Below are 23,980 nucleotides of genomic sequence, written 5' to 3' on the forward strand. Positions count from 1 at the left end.
GGACCTCGCGTCCGATTTTCTCTCTCAACGCACGGCGATGTCGCCCATAAGTTCGGACCTCGCGTCCAATTTACGAGGTAATAACGATGTTACCATCTCGACATATCTCAACGGAGCAGTTGTATCGCTTCTTTCGGCCGCGTAGTATCGCGCTGATCGGGGCCACCGATAATTCGCGCTGGTCGATCTATACCTTTGACAATCTACGGAATTTCGGCTTCGCGGGACCCGTCTACCTGGTTAATCCCAATCGAGAGATCGTGCATGGACAGCAGGCTTTTCATTCTCTGCGCGATGTGCCGGAGGTGGTTGACCTGGCATTCGTGATGGTCTCGACGACACGTGTGTTGTCTATCGTGCGGGAGGCCGCTGAGCTGGGGACGACGCGCTTCGTGGTACTGACCTCCGGCTTTAGCGAGACGGGCGACACCGGCGCGCGCCTTGAGCAGGAGCTGCTTGAGTACGCACGCGCCCATTCGCTGACCATCCTGGGACCCAATGGCAACGGCTTCATCAATATCACCGATCAGATTACGCCCTATGGCCTGCCGATTACGCCACCGCTCAAGGCGGGTCCGGTTGGAGTAGTTCTGCAGAGTGGCGCGCTCACCAGCGCGGTGCTGGCCTTCGCCCAGGGACACGCCATCGGGCTGAGCCTGCTGGTCGCCATGGGCAACGAGAGCATGATCTCGGTCACTGATGTGGTGGACTACCTGCTCGATGACGAGGCGACGCGCTCGATCGCGCTCTTCCTGGAGTGCGTGCGCCATCCCGCCGAGCTGCGGCGCGTGGCCGACAAGGCCCGCGCGCTCGGCAAAGCCATCGTGGTACTCAAGATTGGTAGCAGCGAGGCCAGCTCACGTACGGCCCTGGCCCATACCGGCGCGCTGGTCGGCAACGATGCCATCAACGCGGCGGCCTTTCGCCAGCTTGGCCTGATCCGAGTCTCCTCACTGGAAGACTTGCTGACGACGGCGGCTCTGGCCGGCTATAGTCCACCGCTGCCAGGACGCCGCATGGGCGTGGTCACGCCGTCCGGAGGCGCCTGCGATATCATCTCAGACCTGGCGGAAGAGGTGGGACTGCAGCTGCCCGAGTTCGCACCTTCGACCATTGAGAAGCTGCAAGAGGTGCTGCCACCGTTCTCTACCAGCCACAATCCGCTGGATGTGACCGGCTATGTGGTGGTGGATGCCACGCTGCAGCAGCGCGCGCTTGAGGTAGTGGTCCACGATCCCAACATCGGTTTCGTGCTCAACCTGACAACGGTCGAAGGGGGACGCGAACCCACTCCCGAGACTCTGGCCACGACGCTGCCGCTCTATGATAACCTGGCGCGCATCATCCGCTCGGCACCGTGCCCGGTCATTCTAACTACCAATACCTGCATGGACCTGCCGGGGACGACACGTGTGGTGGTCGAGCGTACCGGCCTGCACTTCATCGCCGGACTCGAACATGGAGTGCGCGCCCTGGCCAGGTTCCTCTGGTGGTCCGAACAATTGCGCGCTCCCCAACAAGAGGAGGGGCAAGAAGAGACAACACTGCCGCCATTTGCCATCGATCCCACCGTAGAAACGTGGTCGGAGGCGCGTGCGCGCTCGCTCTTGCAACAGGCTGGCATCCCGCTGGTGCCCGGACAACTGACCACGGCAGCCACGGAGGCCGTCGCGGCGGCTCGCGCCCTGGGTCTACCTGTGGCGCTCAAGATTCAATCGCCACAGCTTCCTCATAAAAGCGATATCGGAGGTGTCGCGCTCAATATCCAAACAGAGGAGGAGGTCGCGGCAGTCTTTGAGGCTATGCTGCAACGCATTCGCGACCAGGCTCCGGCCGCGCAGATCGAGGGCATCCTGGTCACACCGATGCGCTCGGGCGGCGTTGAGCTATTGGTCGGAGTCGTACGCGATTCCCTCTGGGGACCCGTGCTCACGCTCGGCCTGGGTGGTATCTGGACGGAGGTGCTCAAAGATACGGCGGTCCGCGTGCTGCCGGTTTCACAATCAGAGATCATCACCATGCTAGGCGAACTGCGTGGCGCGGCCCTGCTGCGCGGCGCGCGCGGTCAGCATGCGCTCGACCTCCCGCAGCTCGCAAAGATCATACACCGCATCTGCTCACTGGCCCTGGCTCTGGGACCCAACTTGAACGCGCTGGAGATCAATCCCCTGCTCGTTCAACCCGGCTCAATCGAGGCCCTTGATATATTGCTCGTATGCGCTCCACTCGCGGACACATCACAAACAAAACCATAGGTGCCAGGCTTGCCCTGGCCTGGAGCTTGTTTTCTCTCATTCTTTTAAAAGAATAATATTTGCCCCTCGTGGGGCTTTATGAAAGGACATAACATCATGGCGAAACATGAAGGACGAGTAGCTTTTGTCACCGGAGCTGGTAGAGGGATCGGAGCAGCCACAGCCCTGCGCCTGGCTGAGGATGGCGCGCAGGTGGTGGTGGCCGATATCGATACCGACGGCTGCCAGCAGGTAGTGGCTGAAATAGAGAAGATCGGCGCGCAAGCGCTAGCGGTCTCCTGCAATGTGACGGAGAGAGAGGCGGTCGAGTCAGCTATCCAGCAGGCGGTCGATCGCTTCGGCCGCCTGGATATTCTGGTCAACAATGCCGGCGTGACGCGCGATAACCTGCTTTTCAAGATGACCGACGAGGACTGGGACACGGTCATGAATGTACATCTGAAGGGGGCCTTCCTCTGCAGCCGTGCCGCCCAGGCCCACATGGTCAAGCAGAAGTATGGGCGTATCGTCTCGCTCTCCTCTACGTCCGCGCTGGGCAATCGCGGTCAGAGCAACTACTCTACCGCCAAGGCGGGCCTGCAGGGACTGACGCGTACGCTGGCCATCGAACTGGGCCAGTTCGGCATCACGGCCAACGCGGTGGCGCCGGGCTTTATCGATACCGAGATGACACGCGCCACGGCCCGCCGCATGGGCTTCGATCCCCAGGAGCGTATCGAGGCGGCCTCCAAAGTGATCCCGGTGCGCCGAGTGGGTCAACCGCGCGATGTCGCTAACGTCATCAATTTTCTGGCGTCTGAAGAATCGGGCTATGTCAGCGGCCAGATCATCTACGTCGCCGGCGGTCCACGCTAAGTACTCGCACGCAAAGGAGTTCTTATGTTTGACACCAGCAAGATTGGCACCAGCTTCGCGCCCTTCACCTATGAGGTGCAGCGCGGCAAGATCCATGAGTTGAACCTGGCGATCGGCGACATGAATCCGATCTACCATAGCCGCGAGGCCGCGCAGGCCACTGGCTATGCCGACGTTCCCATCTCGCCAACCACGCCCACCATGTTCAACTTCTGGGGCAACCGCACACGCGGCAGCAGCATGGCGGACCTGGGCATCGACGTCTCGCGCATCCTGCATGGCGAGGAGGAATACGAATACCTGGCCCCCATCTATCCCGACGACGTACTGACCGGCACCACCACTCTGATCGACGGCAAGACCCGCCCCGGCAGCGGCGGCCACTCGCTGGATATCCTGACGCTAGAAACCCGCTACGTCAACCAGCACAACCAGCCCGTCTTAAACACCAGAACATCCATCGTCGTCCGCACATAACCCCACCCACGGGCACATTCATAGGTTCGGACCTCGCGTCCGATTTAAAACCGAAAGGAGCCGCAATACATGACCAACCCGGTACGATATGCCGATGACATACAGGTCGGGGATACCATTCCCTCGTTGACGACGCCTCCGATCACCCATCTGCAGCTCGTGCGCTACGCCGGCGCCTCCGGCGACTTTAATCCTTTGCATACCGATCCTACGGTCGGTGAGCGAATAGGGACCGGCGGCATCATCGCCCATGGCATGCTAATCATGGGACTGGTCGGGCAGATGGTGAGCGATTATGTGGGTCCCCAGGCGCTGCGCAAATTTGGCGTGCGCTTCAAGGGCATGACCCACCTGAACGACATCATCACCTGTTCAGGCACGATCACAGAGAAATTCGAGGCCGACGGCGAGCAGCGCATCGTCGGTAAGGTCCAGGCCACCGACCAGAACGGAGACCTCAAAGTAGCCGGAACTTTCGTGGCCGCCCTGCCCACACGTCCATAACCACCATCTTTCGGGCCGCCTATTTATGCAGGCGGCCCAATCGCCAGGCTTAGCTGGGACTCCAGATGTGGATGCTTCTATCGCTACTGCCGGAGGCAAGCAGCTTGCCATCCGGCGACCATTTGACTGCATTTACAGCATCGCCATGGCCGCGGTAGCTATAGATCGCTTTGCCATTGCTGGCGTCCCAGACGTGGACCGAGCGGTCGGCACTGGCGGAGGCAATGGCCGAGCCGTCCGGCGACCACTGGATGGCAGTGATGGGCCCTTTGTGCTGATCGTAGTGCACCGGCGAGATGCCGGTGATGGGATTCCAGATGTCGACGCTGTTGTTGGCCCCACCATAGGCCAGCAGCTTTTTGTTCGGCGACCAGTCGAGGGCATTGATCGCGTTGACCGCTGTTTGCTGGTAGACACGGGTCTGCTCGCGCTTCAGTGACTCTCGATCTCCATCCATGCCGGTCCCTACAAACCACATCTGCATTGAACCTTCTTTACTGGCGGCCACGATATAGGTGCCATCCGTTGACCAGTCAAGCGCCTGCAGTTGCTGGATCTTACTGTTGTACTGAACTACAAGCCGACCGGTCTTGACATCCCAGATCTTGATGTTGTTGCCAGCCATGTTGATCGAGACAATAAACTGGCCGTCCGGTGACCAGGCGAAATAGCGAATGGGAGCGTCTTCGAGCCAGGAGGCCAGTTGCATGCCCGAGTTGGTATTCCAGACCTGAATGTTGCCTTCGCTGCTGGCCGAGGCGACCGTGACACTCGTTTTCTGTGGTCCCCAGGCCACCATCTGCACCTTTCCGCGATGCCTCTGATAAGTTTTGACCATCTGCCTGGTCGCGATATCCCAGATAGAGACATTTCTACCATCAGCCGCCGCCACAATATGCTTGCCGTCCGCGGACCAGTCCAGGCTCATTACCGGCTCGCGTAGCGTGCAGAAGGGGCCGATGCTTTGCGCGGTGGAGGTAAGATTGAGCTTCGGACGCAACCCCGAAGATGATGGACGTACAGGCTGGGGATTGGTGGTCCCTGTGCGCGGTGCCTGGCTGGCAACCGGATTGGCTTCTCTGCTCACCTTCACTGTACCGCGCACCTGGGGCTTCTGATAGCTGGCCTGCTCCAGGGCATTGGCAAAATCGATAATGCGTGGGAAGCGCCGGGTTGGGTCTTTAGCCAGAGCGGTAAATAGCGTGCGCTCAACCTCCTCGGGTAGCGCCTGCATCTGGTCCAGCAGTGAGGGGGGAGACTGCAGGCGATGCTTTTCGATGATCGTGTTATATGCACCATGAAAGGGGGGCCGCCCGCACAACCACTCATAAGCGACGGCGGCCAGAGCATACTGGTCGCTGGTAATATGGGGCTGGTTCATGAACAGCTCAGGAGCCATGTACAGAACATTGCTCATCGGGATGGGATGATTCCTGGCGGCCAGGTTGCGCACAATGGTGCTGATGCGCATGTCGCTCAGGATGACGTTGTTCTGTCCATCCAGTAGCATGTTCTCTGGCTTGATGTTCAAATGGGCCAGCCGATGATCATGAATATATTGAATGGCTTCGGCGAGTTGCTTGATGTAGGTTACGACGATGGAGAGGGGAAGCTGCTGACCGTCCTTTAGACGCTGCCTCAAGGTCGTGTTGGCGATGTCATCCATCACTAACAGGGGCACGCCATGCTCCCTTTCAGCATCACGGATACGTAAGATATATTTGTGGTCCAGTTGGAAAAGCTGTTGCACCTCGCGCCGGAATATCTGCCATTCACTGTCATTGAGCTGCAGGTGCCAGAGCTTGATCACCGCCTGTCTGTGCCCCTGAATATACGTTCCTCGATATATATCGCTGATGCTACTCTGTCCAATAAGGCCTTCCATACGGTAATTGCCTAATTGTCTCCCAATAAGAAGTGATTGATCTACCATATAGAGGGCCTCCAAAAGTACATAAATAAGTTCTCCGCTTCACTATTTTAAAGAAATATTGTCATAACGTCAACTACTGGGTTTATCTCCCGTTGAATACAGCACTTGCCGCAGGCTTGCCCTGGCTTTATTTCTCTTCATTTTTGTATACACACAAAAAAGCAATCATTGCGTGTATCCCCTTAGAATCTGCCTTACTCTCATGCTCATCGACTGCTGCCTGCAGGAGCTTTCGCACCTCCGGTGCTCACAAGTCCATTGTGTGTTGGTGCATGCGGGGCGCTGAAGCGCCCCGCATGCACCAACACACAAAACCAGCGCGACCGCGCAGCGGACGCCCGTGCGGGGGCGCTTACGAGCCCCCAGGGTAACGAGAGTAAGACACATCTTTAGCAAGAATGCAATGATTGCCCGAAAGCATGTGGTTAATTATAACACTACTTGACGGTAATAGTGGTCAGATTCGTATCCGGAGTAGGAACACTGGATGGTACATTCTCATCTATATGTTCGTGCAGGGTATACGTTCCCGCGTGATCTACATGTACCAGTACGTCGTTGTGCTCGGCGGGACCAAGGCTGATGGTGTCACTGATAGGATACTGGCTCAGTTTGCGGCCATCAGTGCCGATGGTCTGGAACTTGAGTCCGGGTGCGCTCAGCGTGTAGACCTGGGTTCCGGCGTTGACCAGGCGCAACAAGACGGTCTGTCCGGCCTTCGCGTTCACCACGGAACGGGAGTCTTTTAGGGTCTCGGGCCAGGCTTTCCCGTTCAGCAGCGCATAGCTGATCTTGGAGTTGGTCCAGTTAACATCTGGTGCGTTTTTATACAGCGTATTATAATCGGCGTTATGCCCCGGCAGGTCCAGGTCGCTGAGCACAAAGGTGGAGTCAACGTCAAATGCCGGACTATTGAGGTAGGCATGATTGGGCTGACCAACCGGTCGGATGATGATGGCTCCATACATGCCCATCTGGATATGTTCAGGGGTCGATTGATGACAATGATACCAGTAGGTTCCGGCGTGATCGGCGATAAAGCTATAGGTAAATTGCTCACCTTGCTTGAGCGATCCTGTCTGGACCCCTTTACCTTTGGCGCCGTATGGCAACACCTTGCCATTGGCGTCCCGTGGCGGCGTAGTCATGGGATCACCATCCGAGGCGCTATAGAGATCAAGGCCGTGCAGGTGAATGGTATGACCATCGCCGGTAGTATTATACTGTGTCTTTGTTGGATCTTTATCGTTGATCAGGATAACGTTGACTTTGTCTCCCTCATTAACCACCAGAGTAGGACCGGGCAGCTGTGCCGGCCCTTTGGGATTGTCGGTATAGCCAAAGACATAGGCTTTCTTCCCATCAGGCATGGTGAGCCAGTTGTCGCGTACGTAGAGCTTAAACGTCCTGGTCTGTGGAACCGTTGCGCCGCCCTTCGCGTTTGAGCCCGTCTGTCCAAATGGGAGGTTACAGGCGCCCAGCATCCCGGTAACCACGAAGGCTAACGCCAGGAGAAGGACCCTGATGACGATACGGCCTCTGTGCTTCTTCATAAGCTTCAATTCTTTCCTTACCTTCTATTACCGACGCTACTTTTTCTGAGCGTCAGTGCCCATGTCTGGCATCGGGACCGGATTGGTTCCGTTGGGCAGGCTAACGTTGATGGTGGTCATCATGCCACCAGGAAACACGCCGTTATTAGTGATGTCGGCCTCAATGTGATCATGGAACATGTAACGCCCGGGTTTATTCAGGAGCATGCTGACATCCGCTGTCTCGCCCGGCGCCACCATCACAGTATCCTTCTGATAGGGATGCGCCAGCTTCTGTCCATTGGCACCGATGACCGTGAAGTGATGGCCGTGCGTATGCATCATGTGGATTTCAGAGCCAGCGTTGACAAAACGCACCAGTACGCTCTGCCCGACCTTGACGTTGAGCGAGTCGTTGGGGTCCATCTCCGTATCAGGCCAGGATTTACCGTTGATAAGGAAGTAGTTAGGATGGTATTTCGCCCAGTCTACTGCGCTCCCTTTAAAGATGGAGTTATGCGCGTTGCTATCCATGTCGCTGAGCACAAAGGTATATTCTTTATTATAGGGTGGCGCGCCGGGATAGGCGCGGTTCAGGATGCCATTGGGCTTGATCGTCAAGGCTCCGTAGAGGCCCATCTGCATATGTACCGGCGTGGAGTCATGGTAGAGGTAGCTACCCGGCTGCTGGGCCGTAAAATGATAGCTGACCTTTTGCCCCTTCTGGCTGCTTTTCGCCAGCGGTCCCATGCCAATCTCTTTGTCAAGCTCTGACGGGAGTTTTACTCCATCTATGGTCTGGACCGGTGCGGTCGTCAGGTTGCCCGCGGCATCGGGGAATGTATTCATGAGTTGGGCAGTGTCGTTAACAACGGTGATATTTACACTATCGCCCTGGTTCACCACGATCGATGGACCCGGCACCTGGGCGGGTCCCTGGGCCTTGTCGCTATAGCCCACCACATAGATGCGCTGCCCATCGGCCATCTTCATCGAGTTGTCACGGATGTAAAAAGTATAGTTATGCACCTGCGCGTGGACCTGTTGCGCGCCCTTTGTGGCAGCCCGCGCCGGTTCACGCGGGATCTGGGTTAGCACAAGCACGCCGATCAGCAGCATAACCACAGGCATCACCAGCAGTGCTAATGCCTTTGGATTCCGCGTCACACGAAAGTTCTTTTTCGTCATACATTCTGATCCTTATAATTGCATATCTCTCACATATACCAGCTATATGCTGGCTACGAGTGTCGCTGAAACCCTCCTGATAGAACTGCTCAACCGATGCAATGGGATAGGAAAAGAAGATAACAAAGAATGGCTGGCACCGCTAATGAACGTTCCTCGTTGTGTTCTCAAGCAAGAGCTTAACACCGACAGTTATAGCACGCGATGTGTTAATTATTAGATGCAAATCCATCAATAATACACCAGATTGTACAGAAATAAAAAGAACCGCATATTTTTTCTACATCCATTCGACAAATTATGCTCATTTCTACCAGTTATATCGATCTATCTCATTAAAAGCTTATGGAGTTCTATTATCTTAGAGTCTCATTATTTAACCATATTTATGCGTATTTAATAATAAATACAATTAACTAATATCTATTGCATTTATTCTTTGCTCCATGTACACTATTGCTTATGAATAGATGAATCACGATATCGGGAGGGGTGTATGGATAGAGATGATACGTATATAACTGATCCGGATAGCGGGCTGGAGATGACGCGTCTGATCGAACAGGATCGGTTACTTACACAGGGAATGGGAGGCGTTTTACCGGAGTTTGAGGCACTACCACCCGATGTCACGCATATTCTGGACGTTGGCTGTGGACCGGGTGGCTGGGTGTTGGATATAGCCTATACCTATCCTGGCTGCGAAGTTGTCGGCTTAGATATCAGCGAGCAGATGATCCACTATGCTCAGGCGCGTGCAAAGGCCGAGAAGCGCCCCAACGCTATCTTTGTTCAGGGAAACATCCTTCAGCCACTCGCGTTCGCGGCAGGAGAATTTGACCTGGTCAATATTCGCCTGGCGGCCACCTTTATTCTGCGCGATGCGTGGCCTTCCATCCTGCTCGAAATATTCCGTGCCCTGCGACCGGGCGGCATTATACGCATGACTGAAAGCGATAAGATGAGCGTGAGTCCCGCGCCAACGCTCGAAAAATTGCTCCAGCGCTCCTACCAGATGGTGAGCGCGATGGGCTATGGGTTTGCTTCAGACGGAAGTGGGCTGGGGGTAGCATCCGCCATGGCCGCCTTACTGGCTCAGGCCGGCTTCGTCGAAATCCAACCGTTTCCCCATCCCATCGATTTTTCCGCCTCCACAGAACTGCATAAGAGCCAGTATGATAATTTCATCGTCACCTTCACCACCCTGCTCCCGCTCCTTCTCCATCGGCGAGTAATGACACAGACCGAGTTTGAGGCCACGCTGAACCAGGTACGCATTGAAATGCTGCGCGACGATTTTCAGGGTACCTGGCATATGCTGACAACCATTGCCAGAAAGCCCACCTGACAGCTATGGCTCGCTTTTTTCTGGTGGGTGGCCAGCATTGTCTACTTTGCCCAGGATATAGCCCAGCGCCAGCAAAACAAGGCCGATGCCAACACCCAGAGCAATGATATTGGTGTTCCCTTTCCATTCAACTACAGAAGCGAGAAAGGTAACAGATAGCAGCACGATCACCACACCGATAAGTTTGGCTTTCAGATCTTCCAGTGTGCTGATCTCTAGCCATGGAAGCGTGGGTATATCCGCCCCGATGAAAAGCTCATAGAGTCCTAGTGCAATAATATAAAGAACCGTTGCCAGCAAGAATAGATCAATAACCTCGATGCACGCGACTGCCAGGGGCTTGGCATCTTCCGTAGTAAAAATAGGATGGGACGCGATCTCTACTGTCAGTTTGATAATCATGGCCGCTCCATAGAGCAGCAAAACAATCGAGGTCAGCAGCGAACCTGCGACCGCGATCAGTATCAGGTAGCGGCTCCCACCCAGTATACGTCGTAACACAGGTACTATTCCCTTCTCATCACCAGACAGATATCTACCATAGCTTATGGCATACATAATCGGCAGTTGTTTTATTTGTTGTTGCAGCGGGGCGCGGCCGCGCCCCGCTGCAACAACAAATAAAACAACTGTGGCCGTCCAGGCACTCTCTGTCATCGCCTGCTGCCTGCATGCGATTTCGTACCTGCGATGCTCAGCAATCTCTTTTGTGTTGTGCATCCCTTCACACCAGGAACGGAAGTCGCAAATACCGTCTGCGATGCTCAGCAATCTCTTTTGTGTTGTGCATCCCTTCACACCAGGAACGGAAGTCGCGAATACCGTCTGCGATGCTCAGCAATCTTATTTTGTGTTGTGCATGGGGGCGCGGATGCGCCCCCATGCACAACACAAAATAAATAATGCGGCCGCGCACGCGGACGCCCGTGCGGGGGCGCTCACGCTCCCCCGGCAATATAAGAACCTGATACCCCCTATCAAAAAACACACAAAAAGACTGCTTTAACTGGCGGCACCGCCAGTTAAAGCAGTCTTTTTGTGTGTAGAAAAAGCCTTGCGCTTTACGGCCCGGTCAGCACACAACCGGTAACCCTGTTATCCCATTCCTTCTGTACGCGATACGGATGGCCATTCCAGGTGACGTTGGCGCCACTGGAGTTGCCAAAGTTCCAGGCACACTTGTCGCCGATCTCCTCACCACTGCTGTCGTACCAGGCATTGCCATATGGGTCGGTCGCAGCCTCCATCTGCTCGTGCGAAGTAACGTTGATGGTCTCATCCGCGGCCTGGTCACCATTTGGTCCCGGCCCACCGTTACAGCTAAAGCTGGCGGCATAGGGCATGGTAGCATAAATGGTAGAACCGTAGTTACTGTGGTAGGCACAGAATGCATTCGATGCACACTGCGTATGGCTACTATCGAAGCAGATGTTCTCATTCGCCTGCGTAAAGACGAAGAAGATGTTCGTCAGGCTGGCAGACCAGCCCTTCACGCTCTTCGCTCGGCTGACTTCGTTCTGAATATCTGTGTCAAGCAAAGGGCTGCGAGGATAGGCAGCGGTATCAGTCCAGGTACCAGCCAATCGGGAGTTGGATGGAATGCGACCGCTGGAATCCTTATACTGGGTGTTGTTCTTGTAGAGACCAGAGCCACCAACATCACCAAAGTAGCGTTGAATCAGGCTGTGGTACGTCGAAGATACGTTGTGGGTCGGCTCCCAGAAGATAGCATAGACATTGGTCGTACCACCCTGTACCTGACCCCCATAATAGCCCATGTTGGTCGCCATGGGCCTGACCGTTGATGCAACCGAGACACCAGTTTTTCCGCTAATGTGAGGAAAGAAATGTACTTTTTGCTGCGCTACAGATACATCAGGGCTGGCGGCAAAAGCACTCGTCGCGGGTAAGAGTGTGAATGCCAGCAGCAGGAGTGGCAGGAAAAGAGCTGATTTCAGGCGTCTTTTCAAATTAAGCCTCCTTGCGTACATCGGGGACGACTGTAAATATCTAGCGAGAGCCTGCTGCGCTTCCTGCATCTCTAGCTCCTGCTATTGCCAATATATTACAGTCTATTTATGTTCTTTTAATTATCCCTTAATTTACTTAATCCCGCCTACCCGGTTCTTCTTAGTATAAGAATAAAAGCTCTTTTTACGCTACACTTTTTAGCGCTATGATTTTCCTTCTTATGTAATAGAATTGATTTCTTATGTAATTACTGGTAAGACAGTAAACCTATTCTATGAGAAATGAGGCGGCCCAACAGGCGGATGCATTCGTATCCACCTGTTGGGCCGCCTCATTTCTCACAAATTTCTTAAGTCATCTATATATTTAATTTATTTAGTGAAGACGTTAATGGTGCCGTCTTTCTGGCAATTGCGAAATTGCAAAGCGGTCGCCTGCTTCTCTACCGATGCACAGGTATAGACGGCAGTGGTCCTGGGAGGACGGGGCAGGACACGCATCTGTATCTTATCCTGCACCTGGCAGCTGCCGCTGGCGGTCTTTTGTATCTGGAATGTTCGCGTCAGAATCGTATCTACACCGCCCGTAACGTAGTTAAGCGAGGCGGGACGACACTGCTGATATGCGCTCCAAAAGCAGTCGCCGACCTGCTGAGGATCGCTGTTGGTACTTGTACCTGAGCTTGGTGCTCCCCGTAGCATGTTTGAGATGCTTCCACAAGAACCTTGTGTGGCTCCCGACGTACCAGTGGCGGTGGGGGTCATGGGTGAAGGGGTGGGGGTCGGCGTACTCTGAGCCGTGGGAGTGGTTGTGCCAGCGCTCCCCTGGTCGCTGCTACTGCCACAGGCAGCCAGTACCAGCACAAGCAGTGCTAACAGGCACATGGTCAGCAGAGGGATGTTGAACTTCCGTATCTTCATCTCTGTCCCTTTCTTCTTCGGGCAAGCCAGCCAGAATAGCCTGCCGCGTCTGTTGAGTCGTTTATACAGATTTAACGTGGAGCGCCCTCGTAAAGTTCCCGTTACTGATGAAGAGCAATGCTGACATTCGCATACACCTGCTCATATAACAATCTGGCTACCTGGTGCTATCCGGTTGCGCATCCGGTGTAGGTTGGCAAAAAAGCGTATCCAGTACACGATCATGTATCAACTAGCCAGCCTGGGGCTCTTCCCGTCTAACATAGACTACGTCATCTGCAGCCACTTTGATCCCGACCATGCCGGCAATCATGATGCATTTCCCCACGCGCAAATGGTTGTACAACGCAAGCAGTACGAAATTGCGCGTCAAGGGACCTATCCGCGCCTTACCCAAACGTTCGCACGCTTTGATCAACCATCCACCCAATATCTCTTTGTTGAGGGAGACAAAGATTTCATGCCTGGAATCCGCTTGATAGAGACCGGCGGCCATGTCCCTGGTCATCAATCCGTACTCATTCATCTCGCACAAACCGGACCGGTCTTGCTGGCGATTGATGCTATCCCACGAACAACAGACCTTGACGCCGAGACACGAGAGATCAGTGCTTTCGATATGGATGCCGCATCTGTTCGCGCCAGCACGCGCAAGCTGACAGGCATAGCAGAGAGGGAAAACGTAACGCTTATCATTTGTGAGCATGATCGTGAACAGTGGGAACACCTGAAGAAGGCTCCTGAGTGCTACATGTAGGCAATCACACTGGCCGGCTGAGAAATCGCGTGGAACTGAATTGGCTTTTTAGGAGGTGGGACAACATAGATAGAGAGATAGGACACTACCACGCTGTAAGTGATAGTGTCCTATCTCTCTATCTATGTTGAGCAGTGTTATTTAGCGGGCTCGGCTGGAGGCCGGAACCTCTTCGGAAGGGGTATCGGTCCGCTCGCTGACGCTCGTGCCATCATCCTGCTGTGCTTTGCCGCGCAGTAGCGAGGCGATGGCAGCTACCAGACACATGGCGGCTGAGAGGTAGAAGACGTTGTGGATGCCGACCATGAAGGGCGAGGAGATCAGATTGGGGAAGAAGCTATGTCCCAATAGATTGCTCTGGTTAGCAGCGGGCAGTGCCGTCAATACGCTGTGCGGGATCAAGGTCTGCATCGGGTTATATCCCAGGAAGGCGGCGAACAGGGCCGAAGTGGGGGGCAGATGCGCGATCTTGTCAGAAACCGTGGCGGGCACACCCGCGTGGGTCAGTCCACCGGCAAGGGTACTCGGCAAGGCGGCGGCCAGTCCAGCGGTGATGATGCTGAAGAAGACGCCGATACTGACGATTGAACCCGAGTTCTGGAAGGTGGCACGCATGCCTGAGGCGACGCCACGCTGCTCCGCTGGTACGCTACCCATGATTGAGGACGTGTTGGGCGATGAGAACATGCCCTGCCCCAATCCCAGGAAGAAGATCAGAACCGCGAACCAGATGTAATCAAAGTTGGCGGGCAAGACCGTGAGCAGCAGAAAGCTGACCGTTTGAATAAGCATGCCGGCGGTCGAGAAGATGCGCGCGCCAAAGCGGTCGGAGAGGTAACCACTCAGTGGACCCATCAGCAGGAAGCCGATCATGAGCGGGATCATGTAGATGCCGGCCCACAATGGGGTGACGTCGTAATTGTAGCCGTGCAGTGGCAGCCAGATGCCCTGCAGCCAGATGACGAGCATAAATTGTAGTCCACCGCGAGCGATACTTCCCAGGAAACTACTGGCGTTTCCGGCGGCAAACATGCGGATCTTGAACAGATCCAGCCGGAACATCGGATCCTCAACGTGCAGTTCGATCCAAATGAAGGTGGCCAGCAGCACCACACCGATAACCAGGGCCGCGATCACCATGGGATTGCCCCAACCGATAGGCGAGCCACCATATGGTTCGATCCCATAGGTGATACCCAGCAAAAGCACCGTCGCGCCGATGGCGAAGGTGATGTTGCCGGCCCAGTCGATCTTCTGCTTGCCACGAATGGTCGCGACCTCGCGCAGCATGAGATAAGCCCAGACGGTACCAACGATTCCTACCGGGACACTGACCAGGAAGACCAGCCGCCAGCTGAAGTAGGAGAGGATGCCACCAAGGATCAGGCCGATAACCGAGCCCAGAATGGCCGCAATCTGGTTGATGCCCAGCGCGAAGCCGCGTTGATGGGCCGGAAAGGCGTCCGTGAGAATGGCCGCGCTATTTGAGAACAGAAAGCCAGCGCCAATGCCCTGCACGAAGCGGAAGATGATTAGTTCCAGTGCCCCGGTATTTCCGGTGCCAGGGGTGAGCCAGAGCAGGATACTGCCAACGGTGAAGATGGCGAATCCCAGATTGTATAGACGCACACGTCCAAACATATCGGAGATGCGCCCGAAGGTCACCAGCAGGGTCGCTGTAACTACCATGTAGCCCAGCAACATCCAGAGGAAGTAATTGGACTCGCCCGGGGCGAGTGGATCAATATTGATGCCTTTAAAAATGGCAGGCAGCGAGATCAATACGATACTCGCATCGATGCTGGCCATCAGTACGCCCAGCGTCGTATTGGTGAGCGCTACCCATTTATAATGAGGACCTACCGGTCTCTGTGATCGCGACACACGCCGCCTTTCATTCGCTTCCACATTTGAGGTCGCCGTATCCATGAACGCTCCTTCCTGAGGGATATGTAGTGCTTGAAGACAATAGAGATATATCTATCACTAGAATGATATTCTAGAATAGCATTCTAGTCAAGGTTATGTTACAATGTTGTGCAAATAAAATCCTGGCATATCAATAAGGAGCAGATGCTATGGTTGAAAGTGCCTCCTATCGCCGCGAAACGACCGTGCTACGCAGGCAGGGCATCATGATGGCGGCCCTTAAGCTATTCGCCACCAGAGGTTACACGGAAACAACCATGGAGGATATTCGACAGTTGTCTGGCGCCAGCACGGGGAGTATCTATCATCACTTTGAAAATAAAGAGAATCTGGCCCTGGCTCTCTATCTGGAAGGGCGCAAAGAGCTCAATGAGCGGCTACAGCCTATCATGAACAGGCCGGGACAGCCGCTGGAGGACACGATCAAGGACCTGGTCGCCGCCTACGTCGCCTGGTTCACGGATAATCCCGAACTGGGCCAGTTCCTCATTCAGGCCGATAGCACCGAATACCTGAGCACCCAGGTGCAGTCTCTACAACAATCATCCGATGCCATCTCCCAGCACATCATGGCCTGGCTGCGTCCCATGATCGACACGGGACGCATCGCCCTCTATCCAGACCAGATCTATATGCCCCTGCTCTTTGGACCCAGCCGGGAATTCCTGCGTCGCTGGCTCAAGTCGCGCCAGCAGATCGATTTCGCCCACATCCAGCAAGAGCTCGGTCGCGCCGCCTGGCGTACCCTGCGCCCACATCCATAAACGTTACATCATCCCATCCATCCCTATCTCCCTCCACCCCTCTCGTAGGTGCCGGGCTCGCCCCGGCTTTTTGGGCTCGCCCCGGCTTTTGTCGCGCAGCGACCCCGTGCCCTCGCCCGCTCAAGGCCTGAGAGAAAGCAAAAAATTCCTGACGCCTGGAGTTCCTTCTGCCTCCAATACGTTGAGTATTGCGCTTCCTACAGTGGCAATGTCACTTTTATTGACAAGATAGCGAACATCCTCTGGGTGCTGAACGCCAAACCCAACTGCAATGGGAGTGGATGCGTACTGACGGCAGCGGGAAAGAAAATCTGTTGTCGCATCACCAAAAGACGTTTTGGAGCCCGTGACGCCTTTTCTAGCAGCGCAATACAAAAATCCTTCCGTCTCGTTCGCCAGATACTCCAAGCGCTTGACCGGTGTGTAGGGAGTAGCCACGAGAATAGGATCGATCTGCTCTTGCCTGCAGGCAGCGAAATATTCTTCACTCTCCTCGGGGAATGCATCAGGCACAATCAGCCCGCGGATTCCAACCGACCTGGCTGTTTCAACAAACCGTTCGATTCCATATTGGAGTAAAATGTTGTAATAGGTCATGAAAACACAAGCAAGAGAGAAATCTCTGGTGACTTTTTGGGCAAAATCCAGACACTGCTCCACAGTCACACCCCGTTCCAGGGCTTTCTGATTGGCCTTCAGGAACAGTGGACCGTCCGCAATGGGCTCGGAGAAAGGAATCTGTAACTCCACCAGGTCCACTCCACATTCCTGGAACAGACGAAGCATTTCGTAATTCGTCTCGAAATCAGGATAGCCTAGAATTTGATGCGCCATCAGTAAAATAGGCTTCCCTTTACGCTTTTCCAGAATCTCCTGAGCAAGCGTGCTGATATTGTGTGTTTTTTCGCTGGATAAAAGCTTTCCATCCTTCATCGCCTAATCCTTCCGCTATGGTAAAAATATCTTTATCGCCCCTGCCCGAGAGGTTGATGATGACACAATCGTTCTGTGAACACTGTTGGATTTCCCGAAAAGCTCCTGCAAACGCATGGGCTGATTCAAGTGCAGGAACAATACCTTCTCTGACCATGACCAGTTGTAGGGCCTGCAGAACCTCCTCATTGGTGGCCGCTTCGATGCGCACTCGTCCCTGTTCCGCTAAATGGGCGAGAACAGGTGACACCCCTGTATAATCGAGTCCAGCTGCAATGCTATAGGTATCTACCATTTGTCCGTCTTCATTTTGGAGAAAGAAGGATTTGTACCCCTGGGCTATACCGATCCTGCCCTGTCCGTACGCGAGGCGGGCAGCATGTTTTCCGGTTGTCGGTCCTTCTCCTCCAGCTTCTATTCCTATAAGTTCAACTGCTTCATCGGGCATGAACGCTTGAAAGACTCCCAGCGCATTTGAACCTCCTCCCACACAGGCATAAACACGTTTGGGAAGCTTGCCTTCCAATTGAAGGATTTGTTCCCTTGCCTCCTTGCCAATGATCGATTGAAAAAAAGCTACCAGCGCTGGAAAGGGATGGGGACCTGAGGCGGTTCCTAACACGTAATGGGTTGTTTCAAAATTCGAAGCCCAATCCCTGAGCGCCTCATTTATCGCATCTTTGAGGGTGCGAGAACCGGCTTCCACCGGAATCACTTCCGCGCCGAAGCGTTTCATCCAAAAAACATTCGCATACTGGCGTTCGATATCTTCGCTTCCCATGTACACGGTTACATGTAAGCCAAACTTCGCTGCTACAATAGCAGTGGCTACTCCATGCTGCCCGGCGCCGGTTTCGGCAATGATACGTGTTTTCTTCATGCGTTTCGCGAGCATCGCCTGGCCCAGAGCGTTATTCAGCTTATGCGCGCCTGAGTGATTCAGATCTTCTCGCTTCAAGTAGATCCTGGGGCCGCCAAAGTACTCGGTTAATCTCGCGGCGTAGGTAAGCGGCGTTGGGCGACCAGAGAAGTTTGCCAGACTCTCCTGATAGCTCTGCCAGAACACCGCATCCTGTTGTATTTCAGTGAATGTTGCTTGTAATTCGTGGAAAGCAGGGTACAGAATCTCAGGAATAAACATTCCTCCATAGGGCCCATAGTAACCATTCCTACTCAATTGTTTCCCCTCCCTGGTAGCTGCCAGCGCTTATGAAACGCTAAAACTCGTTGTGCCGTCTCAAGATCCGTCACAAGAATATCAATCCATTTTCCGCGCAGCGTCGCTGTGATTGCTTCGACTTTGTCCTGACCACCAGCAACAGCGATGACATTGGTATGTTGTCTCAACGCTGCTATGTCAATGCCAATCATTCTGGTTTGTGCTGAAAAAGGGATGCTCTCTCCTTCTCCATTGAGAAATGACGCGCATACGTTTGCCACAGCTCCTCTTTGGATAACATCATTCAAATCTGAGTCTCCAAAGTAGCCGGTTTGGACAATCGTTGCCTCGTTTGAGACCTGGCCAATGCCGACAATTGCCACAGTACTCTTCCGAGCAATCTCAAGCACACCGGCTATCTCCGGCTCCTTCATCAAAAGCTCTCTGGTTTCCTGTGAGGCAACAACTGCGGGTGCATGGAGAAGCCAGTAGGTCGATTTCAGTTTTTCAGCAAACATCATCGTATTCGAGTTGGCATGCAACGCTGATCCAGTAGACCCCCAGCCACCAACCAGAGGCGTAAACTGTAACGCATCTCGCTCAAAATACTCTACTTCAGCGGCAATAGCAGCGATCGTGCGCCCGGCCATAACCCCGACGATATCGTTATCCTTGAGCACAGATTCGAGAAGTGCTGCGCAATTACGTCCGAGTTGCTGAAGAAATCTTTGTTCAGAAGCTTCTTCCATGCTGACGACAAACGCATCGAGAATGCCAAATGCCTCTACGAGTTCTTGCTCAATGTCCTGCTCTCGTGAATAAGGGTTATTAATCGTGATATTGACAATCCCCTCAGCTCTTGCGGTAGCGAGCATGCGGCTCACGTGAGGTCGCGAAATACCCAGGCGTTTGGCAATATCCTGTTGATTGAGTCCATCTTCATAATAAAGCCGACTGATTTTAACCAGTAGTCGTCTCCTTTCGTTCTGCATCTCGGTCATTTTTTCTCTCCCACGCGTGCTTGCACAAATGTACATGCAATGAAATATTGTACATTTACATAATAACATTTCTTTCGATTTCTCGCCAGTCTCTAGGGCAGTAAAATGATAATTCAGATAGGCGATGAGCAAGAACAGCATCAAAATTCCCATGGGGCACAAGCCAATACGTCTAGATTTCGGAGATGAGGAAAGATTGGCCATATTATTTTCTCCAATAAAAGTATATAATGTATCTAGATGAATTATACATACATGCATACATCCCGCTTCATATCCATCTACCGATGCCTGAATAATTCTTATACAGAGGTATTATTTGATTATGACTGCTTCATTTCCAAAACCTGAAGAACGCTTCGCCGCCGTCGTTGGGGAACTCCTGACCTATCCAGGAGTACAACCACCTGAAGAGGGCGCAAAGGCCAGGAAAAGCTTTGGTTCTTCAGCCCTCAAATTTCAAAACAAAATCTTCGCTATGCTTGTCAGAGGCAACCTGGTCGTAAAGCTTCCCAGATCCAGGGTGGATGAACTCATTATAAGTGGAGACGGAGAGCGCTTCGACCCGCGCCACGATGGCCGCCTGATGAAAGAATGGCTGGTGCTTGCACCAACGTCCGAGGTGTCCTGGCTCGCCCTGGCTCAGGAAGCCCTGCAGTTTGTGGGCGACGGTCAAAAACCTTCATAACCACGGATACCATTCAACATTTTGCCAGCAAGAATAATACAGCTCCCTTGACAATCAGCCTTCTCAAACCCCATACTGACGGAGAGTAATCGTTTTCTCTCTCGCATGGTTAGTGTTGAACGTAGCGCGCCGCAAGGAGGCAGATTTATGCAGAGACGTATTGTTTTTGGTATCGTCGGGGGCGGCTGGCGCTCCACTTTTTTTGTTCAGATCGCTCGTGCGCTTCCGCAGCGTTTCCATATCAGCGGCGTGGTCGTGCGTGATGCCGAGAAGGGCGCACAGTTCGAGCAGCAATGGGATGTGCCGACCTTCCGTACCCTGGATGATCTGCTCAATGCCGGGAAGCTGGACTTTGTGGTGCTGTCGGTCCCGTGGGCAACGACGCCGGTATTGATGCACGAGCTCAGCCAGCGGCAGATACCGGTGCTGGCTGAGACTCCTCCCGCACCAGATGTAGAAGGATTGCGCTCCCTGCGGCCGCTGATCGAGTCGGGCGCGAAGGTCCAGGTGGCCGAGCAGTATCAGTTTCAGCCGTTGCATGCCGCCCGTCTGAGGCTGGTTCAGGAGGGACGGCTGGGACAGATCAGCCAGGTGCAGATTTCGGTGGCGCATGGCTACCATGGCATCAGCCTGCTGCGCCAGTTTTTGGGCGTCGGCTTCGCCTTGCCCACGATTACCGCCCGTTCCTTTGAGTCCCCATTGGTCGCGAGTCCCGATCGATCAGGCCCTCCAACACAGGAGGAGACCCAACCGTCGCGCCAGGTGATCGCGGAGCTCGATTTCGGTGGGTGCCTGGGCATCTACGATTTCTGCGACGACCAGTATTTTTCCTGGATACGTTCACCGCGCCTGCTGGTACGCGGCGAGCGTGGTGAGATCAATAACCGCGAGGTGCGCTACCTGCAGGATGTGCGCACCCCCATTTCATTCGAGTTGCAGCGCCAGAACGCAGGCGAGTATGGCAACCTTGAGGGCTACTACCTCAAAGGCATCATGGCGGGCAGCGAGTGGATCTACCAGAATCCTTTCATCCCTGGACGCCTGAGCGACGATGAGATCGCGATCGCGACCTGCCTGGAGAAGATGGCTATCTATGTCGATGAGGGGGTGGAGTTCTACGGATTGGCGCAGGCCTCGCAGGATCACTATCTCAGCATCCTGATTCAGGAAGCGGTAAAATCAGGTCGTCAGCAGCCCGCCGGTCTCTAAATATATCCGACCACACTACTAATATTCTACTTTTTGGGCAGCAGGAGGAGTGGCAGGCAGAACCAGAAGGTCGTTCCATGTGAGGGATCGCTGATCACGCCGACGTCACCCTCCTGGCGCTTCATAAACTCGCGACAGAGATAGAAGCCCAGGCCAAGACTCAAATCTAGCTCGTGTTGGATGGCGCCCTCTTTCGACCGATAGAAGCGGTCCCAGAGATGAGCCTGTTCGTCAGCATTGAGACTCTGCCCTTGACTGTGTACATACACATGGGTCGTCATCTCTTCAACCGTGACACGCACCGAGATGGGCTGCGCTATATTCGTTGCGCGCAGGGCGTTCTCCACATAGATGGTTAGCGTCTGGGCGATCCTTTCACTGTCGGCCCGCACGATTATCGGCTGCTCCACGGTCTCTGTGATCAGAGAGATGGCACGATCCGGCGCGTCCTGTCGCAGCATCTCCACTGTATGTGTGACGATCTTTTTCAGGTCGCAGGGCTTCAGCATCAATGTGAGTTGATTGGACTGGATGCGCGCGTCATCGACCAGGTCATTGATCATGCGCTGCTGCACGCGGGCGCTCTGGGCAGCCGCCTCCAATGGCTGCTGTACGCGGGTGAAATGTGGGACCAGCGCCTCGGGGCAGCCTGGCATCTGGCGTTTGAGGGATTCGACCCGGCGCTGGGCCAGCTGGATGTTGCCGAGAATGCCCGTCAGCGGGGTGCGCAATTCATGCGCGGCAATCGTCAGAAAATCGGTCGTCAGCTGCTTGATCTCGTTCAATATGAACTCTTTCGTCTGGGCCTCGGATCGTTCCTTTAAAATACAGATACATTCAATGACCAGCATGGTGTGCCCGGCCACAACTTTGACCAGTTCGATCTCCTCTGGTGTGTATTCATCGTTCAACCTGGCCTTGACGATCTGAATCATACCAACCATGCGCTGCTCCACAAATAAGGGGACCAGCAAGAGGTTTTCAACCGGCGTATCCGAGGGAAAGATAAGCGAGCGATATAACTGATCGCTGGTGAGCAGGACCTCCTGGTTGGCGCCGAGATGCATGATCTTCGTCTCATCGAGAAATTCAGAGAGCTGTAATCGGCCCCCTCTTTCACGAAGATACTGCTCCTGCTCGGATGTCAGACCACTGCCAGCTACGTAATAGATCAGGTCGGTTGGCAATCTGAAGGCCAGCAGGGCCACGCGCTGACAATCCAGGATATTGTGAATAACCTCGGCAACCTGTTGCGCCACAAATAATACCGGGGGCGAGAGCAGAATCGATTCTTCAGGTAGCGGATGGCTGGCGATATCAGGCATGTGCTCAAGCGCCTCGGTGATGCTAACGATGGCTTCATACACCCTTTGCAGGTGTAGAGCCTTCTGATAGCGGCTCTGAATCTGATGGAAGACGGCAATAATGCCAATTACTTCACGCCGCCGGTCAAGCAGCGCCGAACAGTAGAGAATGCTGGCATAACGCGTGCCAGATGGGGTACGAAAGAAGATGGGATAACCATATGTAGGATAGCTATATGAATGAGCGGCTGGCTGCTCCTCAAACAGCGACTGTAGCCATGGTTGTATATGCATCGGCCGCAATTGCTCGTCGCTAATGGTGTAGAATTGAAAAAAGCGCTCGAATTCAGCATTATGCCATTCTTCGTGTGAGTCGATCTCAAAAATTTTGCGTGCCTCGGCATTGATCAACTGGATCTTGCTGTCTCGATCACATGCGATTACCCCCTCGGGAAAAAATTCCAGAAATGGTTCACACTGCTCCCACCATCCATCTTCCTGGAAGGGGCTCGCGGGCTCAGTGCCTTTTCCAAAGATCGCTGGTTTTTGACGCGCCTTGTTCTGATAAACACGTCGTATGCGCTTGCCCACCTCATCCCTCCTTTCTACATATCTCGTATGATATACACACCATACCACGCCTCACAGATATGCAGGCAACCTCATCACCCTGACAATTGGAATGGATACAGAAAATCTTGCAGGGACTGGCCCAGGAATGGGAGCGCTTTCATAGCCGCTATCGATTTTATGTCACCTATGGACAGGGGTGAGCCTTCATTTGTTGCCACTCTTATACTTATTCATAGAATACTAATGGTTGGTGCAAACTATAGATCGCACCAACCATTAAACATAGTACGCCGTTCATTTGGATGAGTATAGCCACACTTAAGCGCGTTTCCGCCAACTTTTTTTTAACCAGGCCGTTCATCTAAATGAGCGCGGCCGTTTTTTATAGTTAAAAACAATGGTGAAGCAGTAGAAGGATAGAGCAAGATGGGAATTTTTCAGGCATCACGAGAGCAGAAATCATCAATTGAGGAAAACAATTTTATACCACAGCATATTAACTTCGCAGATGATATCAAAGAGATCCGGAGAGCACGAGGTAATATCGATATCCGCAACCTTCATCCCGAAATGACAGAACAAGAGACAGCAGAATACCTGCGTACCTTGATTGCCAATCATATGTCTGGATTCTGATGCGCTGGCAGCCCTGCGCTGCCAGTATGCCCTGGGTAGATCAT

At 53.8% G+C, this 23,980-nt stretch carries 21 protein-coding genes; 10 read left to right on the forward strand and 11 right to left on the reverse strand.

Features of this window, described 5'->3' with window-relative positions; translation table 11 throughout:
• Nucleotides 1–86: 86 nt before the first annotated feature.
• The 4 genes from KTT_RS25870 (at nt 87) to KTT_RS25885 (ending at nt 4,091) form a co-directional block, all read left to right on the forward strand.
• Nucleotides 87–2,255: an acetate--CoA ligase family protein gene (locus tag KTT_RS25870; RefSeq protein WP_126600234.1), complete on the forward strand. Its 2,169-nt coding sequence runs from the start codon at nt 87–89 to the stop codon at nt 2,253–2,255.
• A 96-nt stretch (nt 2,256–2,351) separates the two neighbouring features.
• Nucleotides 2,352–3,110: a beta-ketoacyl-ACP reductase gene (locus KTT_RS25875; RefSeq protein ID WP_126600236.1), complete on the forward strand. Its 759-nt coding sequence runs from the start codon at nt 2,352–2,354 to the stop codon at nt 3,108–3,110.
• Between the two features lie 24 nt (nt 3,111–3,134).
• Nucleotides 3,135–3,587: an FAS1-like dehydratase domain-containing protein gene (locus KTT_RS25880; RefSeq protein ID WP_126600238.1), complete on the forward strand. Its 453-nt coding sequence runs from the start codon at nt 3,135–3,137 to the stop codon at nt 3,585–3,587.
• Between the two features lie 69 nt (nt 3,588–3,656).
• On the forward strand, nt 3,657–4,091 hold the full coding sequence (locus KTT_RS25885) for a MaoC/PaaZ C-terminal domain-containing protein (protein ID WP_126600240.1): 435 nt from the start codon (nt 3,657–3,659) through the stop codon (nt 4,089–4,091).
• Nucleotides 4,092–4,140: 49 nt separating this feature from the next.
• Here the strand turns inward: KTT_RS25885 and KTT_RS25890 are convergent, their stop codons facing one another.
• From KTT_RS25890 to KTT_RS25900, 3 genes are all read right to left on the reverse strand, one after another.
• On the reverse strand, nt 4,141–6,024 hold the full coding sequence (locus tag KTT_RS25890) for a serine/threonine-protein kinase (RefSeq protein WP_126600242.1): 1,884 nt from the start codon (nt 6,022–6,024) through the stop codon (nt 4,141–4,143).
• Between the two features lie 437 nt (nt 6,025–6,461).
• Nucleotides 6,462–7,577, reverse strand: coding sequence for a multicopper oxidase family protein (locus KTT_RS25895; RefSeq protein WP_126600244.1), 1,116 nt, complete (start codon nt 7,575–7,577; stop codon nt 6,462–6,464).
• A gap of 36 nt (nt 7,578–7,613) precedes the next feature.
• Complete coding sequence (locus KTT_RS25900) at nt 7,614–8,744, reverse strand: multicopper oxidase domain-containing protein (RefSeq protein ID WP_126600246.1); 1,131 nt, start codon at nt 8,742–8,744, stop codon at nt 7,614–7,616.
• 496 nt (nt 8,745–9,240) lie between these two features.
• Here KTT_RS25900 and KTT_RS25905 point away from each other — a divergent pair, with 496 nt between their 5' ends.
• On the forward strand, nt 9,241–10,092 hold the full coding sequence (locus KTT_RS25905; RefSeq protein ID WP_126600248.1) for a class I SAM-dependent methyltransferase: 852 nt from the start codon (nt 9,241–9,243) through the stop codon (nt 10,090–10,092).
• Nucleotides 10,093–10,095: 3 nt separating this feature from the next.
• On the opposite strand, the gene KTT_RS25910 is transcribed toward KTT_RS25905, so the two are convergent.
• From KTT_RS25910 to KTT_RS25920, 3 genes are all read right to left on the reverse strand, one after another.
• The gene (locus KTT_RS25910; protein WP_126600250.1) at nt 10,096–10,593 is read right to left on the reverse strand and encodes a YqhA family protein; all 498 of its coding nucleotides are present in this window, start codon (nt 10,591–10,593) and stop codon (nt 10,096–10,098) included.
• 560 nt (nt 10,594–11,153) lie between these two features.
• The gene (locus KTT_RS25915) at nt 11,154–12,062 is read right to left on the reverse strand and encodes a hypothetical protein (RefSeq protein ID WP_126600252.1); all 909 of its coding nucleotides are present in this window, start codon (nt 12,060–12,062) and stop codon (nt 11,154–11,156) included.
• A 372-nt stretch (nt 12,063–12,434) separates the two neighbouring features.
• Nucleotides 12,435–12,983 carry a hypothetical protein gene (locus KTT_RS25920; RefSeq protein ID WP_126600254.1) on the reverse strand — a complete coding sequence of 183 codons (549 nt, stop codon included), beginning with the start codon at nt 12,981–12,983 and terminating at the stop codon, nt 12,435–12,437.
• Between the two features lie 193 nt (nt 12,984–13,176).
• Here KTT_RS25920 and KTT_RS25925 point away from each other — a divergent pair, with 193 nt between their 5' ends.
• Nucleotides 13,177–13,740, forward strand: coding sequence for an MBL fold metallo-hydrolase (locus KTT_RS25925; RefSeq protein WP_126600256.1), 564 nt, complete (start codon nt 13,177–13,179; stop codon nt 13,738–13,740).
• Nucleotides 13,741–13,881: 141 nt separating this feature from the next.
• Here the strand turns inward: KTT_RS25925 and KTT_RS25930 are convergent, their stop codons facing one another.
• Nucleotides 13,882–15,669 (reverse strand): MFS transporter, encoded by a 1,788-nt coding sequence (locus KTT_RS25930; protein WP_126600259.1) that lies wholly within the window; start codon nt 15,667–15,669, stop codon nt 13,882–13,884.
• A 149-nt stretch (nt 15,670–15,818) separates the two neighbouring features.
• On the opposite strand from KTT_RS25930, the gene KTT_RS25935 reads away from it, so the two are divergent.
• Nucleotides 15,819–16,433, forward strand: coding sequence for a TetR/AcrR family transcriptional regulator (locus tag KTT_RS25935; RefSeq protein ID WP_126600261.1), 615 nt, complete (start codon nt 15,819–15,821; stop codon nt 16,431–16,433).
• A gap of 120 nt (nt 16,434–16,553) precedes the next feature.
• Here the strand turns inward: KTT_RS25935 and trpA are convergent, their stop codons facing one another.
• From trpA to KTT_RS25950, 3 genes are read right to left on the reverse strand one after another with little or no spacing between them, the layout of a single operon-like run.
• Nucleotides 16,554–17,366, reverse strand: coding sequence for a tryptophan synthase subunit alpha (gene trpA / locus KTT_RS25940; RefSeq protein WP_126600263.1), 813 nt, complete (start codon nt 17,364–17,366; stop codon nt 16,554–16,556).
• A complete protein-coding gene (gene trpB / locus KTT_RS25945; protein WP_126600265.1) occupies nt 17,287–18,543 on the reverse strand; it encodes a tryptophan synthase subunit beta in 1,257 nt (418 codons plus the stop codon). The genes trpA and trpB overlap by 80 nt, the downstream gene beginning before the upstream one ends.
• Nucleotides 18,540–19,730 carry a sugar-binding transcriptional regulator gene (locus tag KTT_RS25950; RefSeq protein WP_235845876.1) on the reverse strand — a complete coding sequence of 397 codons (1,191 nt, stop codon included), beginning with the start codon at nt 19,728–19,730 and terminating at the stop codon, nt 18,540–18,542. The genes trpB and KTT_RS25950 overlap by 4 nt, the downstream gene beginning before the upstream one ends.
• 121 nt (nt 19,731–19,851) lie before the next feature.
• On the opposite strand from KTT_RS25950, the gene KTT_RS36565 reads away from it, so the two are divergent.
• Both KTT_RS36565 and KTT_RS25960 read left to right on the forward strand, forming a co-directional pair.
• Nucleotides 19,852–20,214 carry a hypothetical protein gene (locus tag KTT_RS36565; RefSeq protein ID WP_126600267.1) on the forward strand — a complete coding sequence of 121 codons (363 nt, stop codon included), beginning with the start codon at nt 19,852–19,854 and terminating at the stop codon, nt 20,212–20,214.
• Nucleotides 20,215–20,361: 147 nt separating this feature from the next.
• The gene (locus tag KTT_RS25960) at nt 20,362–21,423 is read left to right on the forward strand and encodes a Gfo/Idh/MocA family protein (protein ID WP_126600269.1); all 1,062 of its coding nucleotides are present in this window, start codon (nt 20,362–20,364) and stop codon (nt 21,421–21,423) included.
• Between the two features lie 26 nt (nt 21,424–21,449).
• Here KTT_RS25960 and KTT_RS25965 read toward each other — a convergent pair whose 3' ends face one another.
• Nucleotides 21,450–23,318, reverse strand: a complete 1,869-nt coding sequence (locus tag KTT_RS25965; RefSeq protein ID WP_126600271.1) for an ATP-binding protein — start codon at nt 23,316–23,318, stop codon at nt 21,450–21,452.
• Between the two features lie 408 nt (nt 23,319–23,726).
• On the opposite strand from KTT_RS25965, the gene KTT_RS25970 reads away from it, so the two are divergent.
• A complete protein-coding gene (locus KTT_RS25970; RefSeq protein ID WP_126600273.1) occupies nt 23,727–23,936 on the forward strand; it encodes a hypothetical protein in 210 nt (69 codons plus the stop codon).
• Nucleotides 23,937–23,980 lie beyond the last annotated feature (44 nt).

Origin of the sequence: Dictyobacter aurantiacus (genome assembly GCF_003967515.1) — a bacterium.
GTDB lineage: Bacteria > Chloroflexota > Ktedonobacteria > Ktedonobacterales > Ktedonobacteraceae > Dictyobacter > Dictyobacter aurantiacus.

Bases quoted from the DNA above. Each gene is read 5' to 3' on its own strand.
- KTT_RS25870 (WP_126600234.1), top strand. From the start codon at position 87: ATGTTACCATCTCGACATATCTCAACGGAGCAGTTGTATCGCTTCTTT.
- KTT_RS25875 (WP_126600236.1), top strand. From the start codon at position 2,352: ATGGCGAAACATGAAGGACGAGTAGCTTTTGTCACCGGAGCTGGTAGA.
- KTT_RS25880 (WP_126600238.1), top strand. From the start codon at position 3,135: ATGTTTGACACCAGCAAGATTGGCACCAGCTTCGCGCCCTTCACCTAT.
- KTT_RS25885 (WP_126600240.1), top strand. From the start codon at position 3,657: ATGACCAACCCGGTACGATATGCCGATGACATACAGGTCGGGGATACC.
- KTT_RS25890 (WP_126600242.1), bottom strand. From the start codon at position 6,024: ATGGTAGATCAATCACTTCTTATTGGGAGACAATTAGGCAATTACCGT.
- KTT_RS25895 (WP_126600244.1), bottom strand. From the start codon at position 7,577: ATGAAGAAGCACAGAGGCCGTATCGTCATCAGGGTCCTTCTCCTGGCG.
- KTT_RS25900 (WP_126600246.1), bottom strand. From the start codon at position 8,744: ATGACGAAAAAGAACTTTCGTGTGACGCGGAATCCAAAGGCATTAGCA.
- KTT_RS25905 (WP_126600248.1), top strand. From the start codon at position 9,241: ATGGATAGAGATGATACGTATATAACTGATCCGGATAGCGGGCTGGAG.
- KTT_RS25920 (WP_126600254.1), bottom strand. From the start codon at position 12,983: ATGAAGATACGGAAGTTCAACATCCCTCTGCTGACCATGTGCCTGTTA.
- KTT_RS25930 (WP_126600259.1), bottom strand. From the start codon at position 15,669: ATGGATACGGCGACCTCAAATGTGGAAGCGAATGAAAGGCGGCGTGTG.
- KTT_RS25935 (WP_126600261.1), top strand. From the start codon at position 15,819: ATGGTTGAAAGTGCCTCCTATCGCCGCGAAACGACCGTGCTACGCAGG.
- trpA (WP_126600263.1), bottom strand. From the start codon at position 17,366: ATGAAGGATGGAAAGCTTTTATCCAGCGAAAAAACACACAATATCAGC.
- KTT_RS25950 (WP_235845876.1), bottom strand. From the start codon at position 19,730: ATGGCCAATCTTTCCTCATCTCCGAAATCTAGACGTATTGGCTTGTGC.
- KTT_RS36565 (WP_126600267.1), top strand. From the start codon at position 19,852: ATGACTGCTTCATTTCCAAAACCTGAAGAACGCTTCGCCGCCGTCGTT.
- KTT_RS25960 (WP_126600269.1), top strand. From the start codon at position 20,362: ATGCAGAGACGTATTGTTTTTGGTATCGTCGGGGGCGGCTGGCGCTCC.
- KTT_RS25970 (WP_126600273.1), top strand. From the start codon at position 23,727: ATGGGAATTTTTCAGGCATCACGAGAGCAGAAATCATCAATTGAGGAA.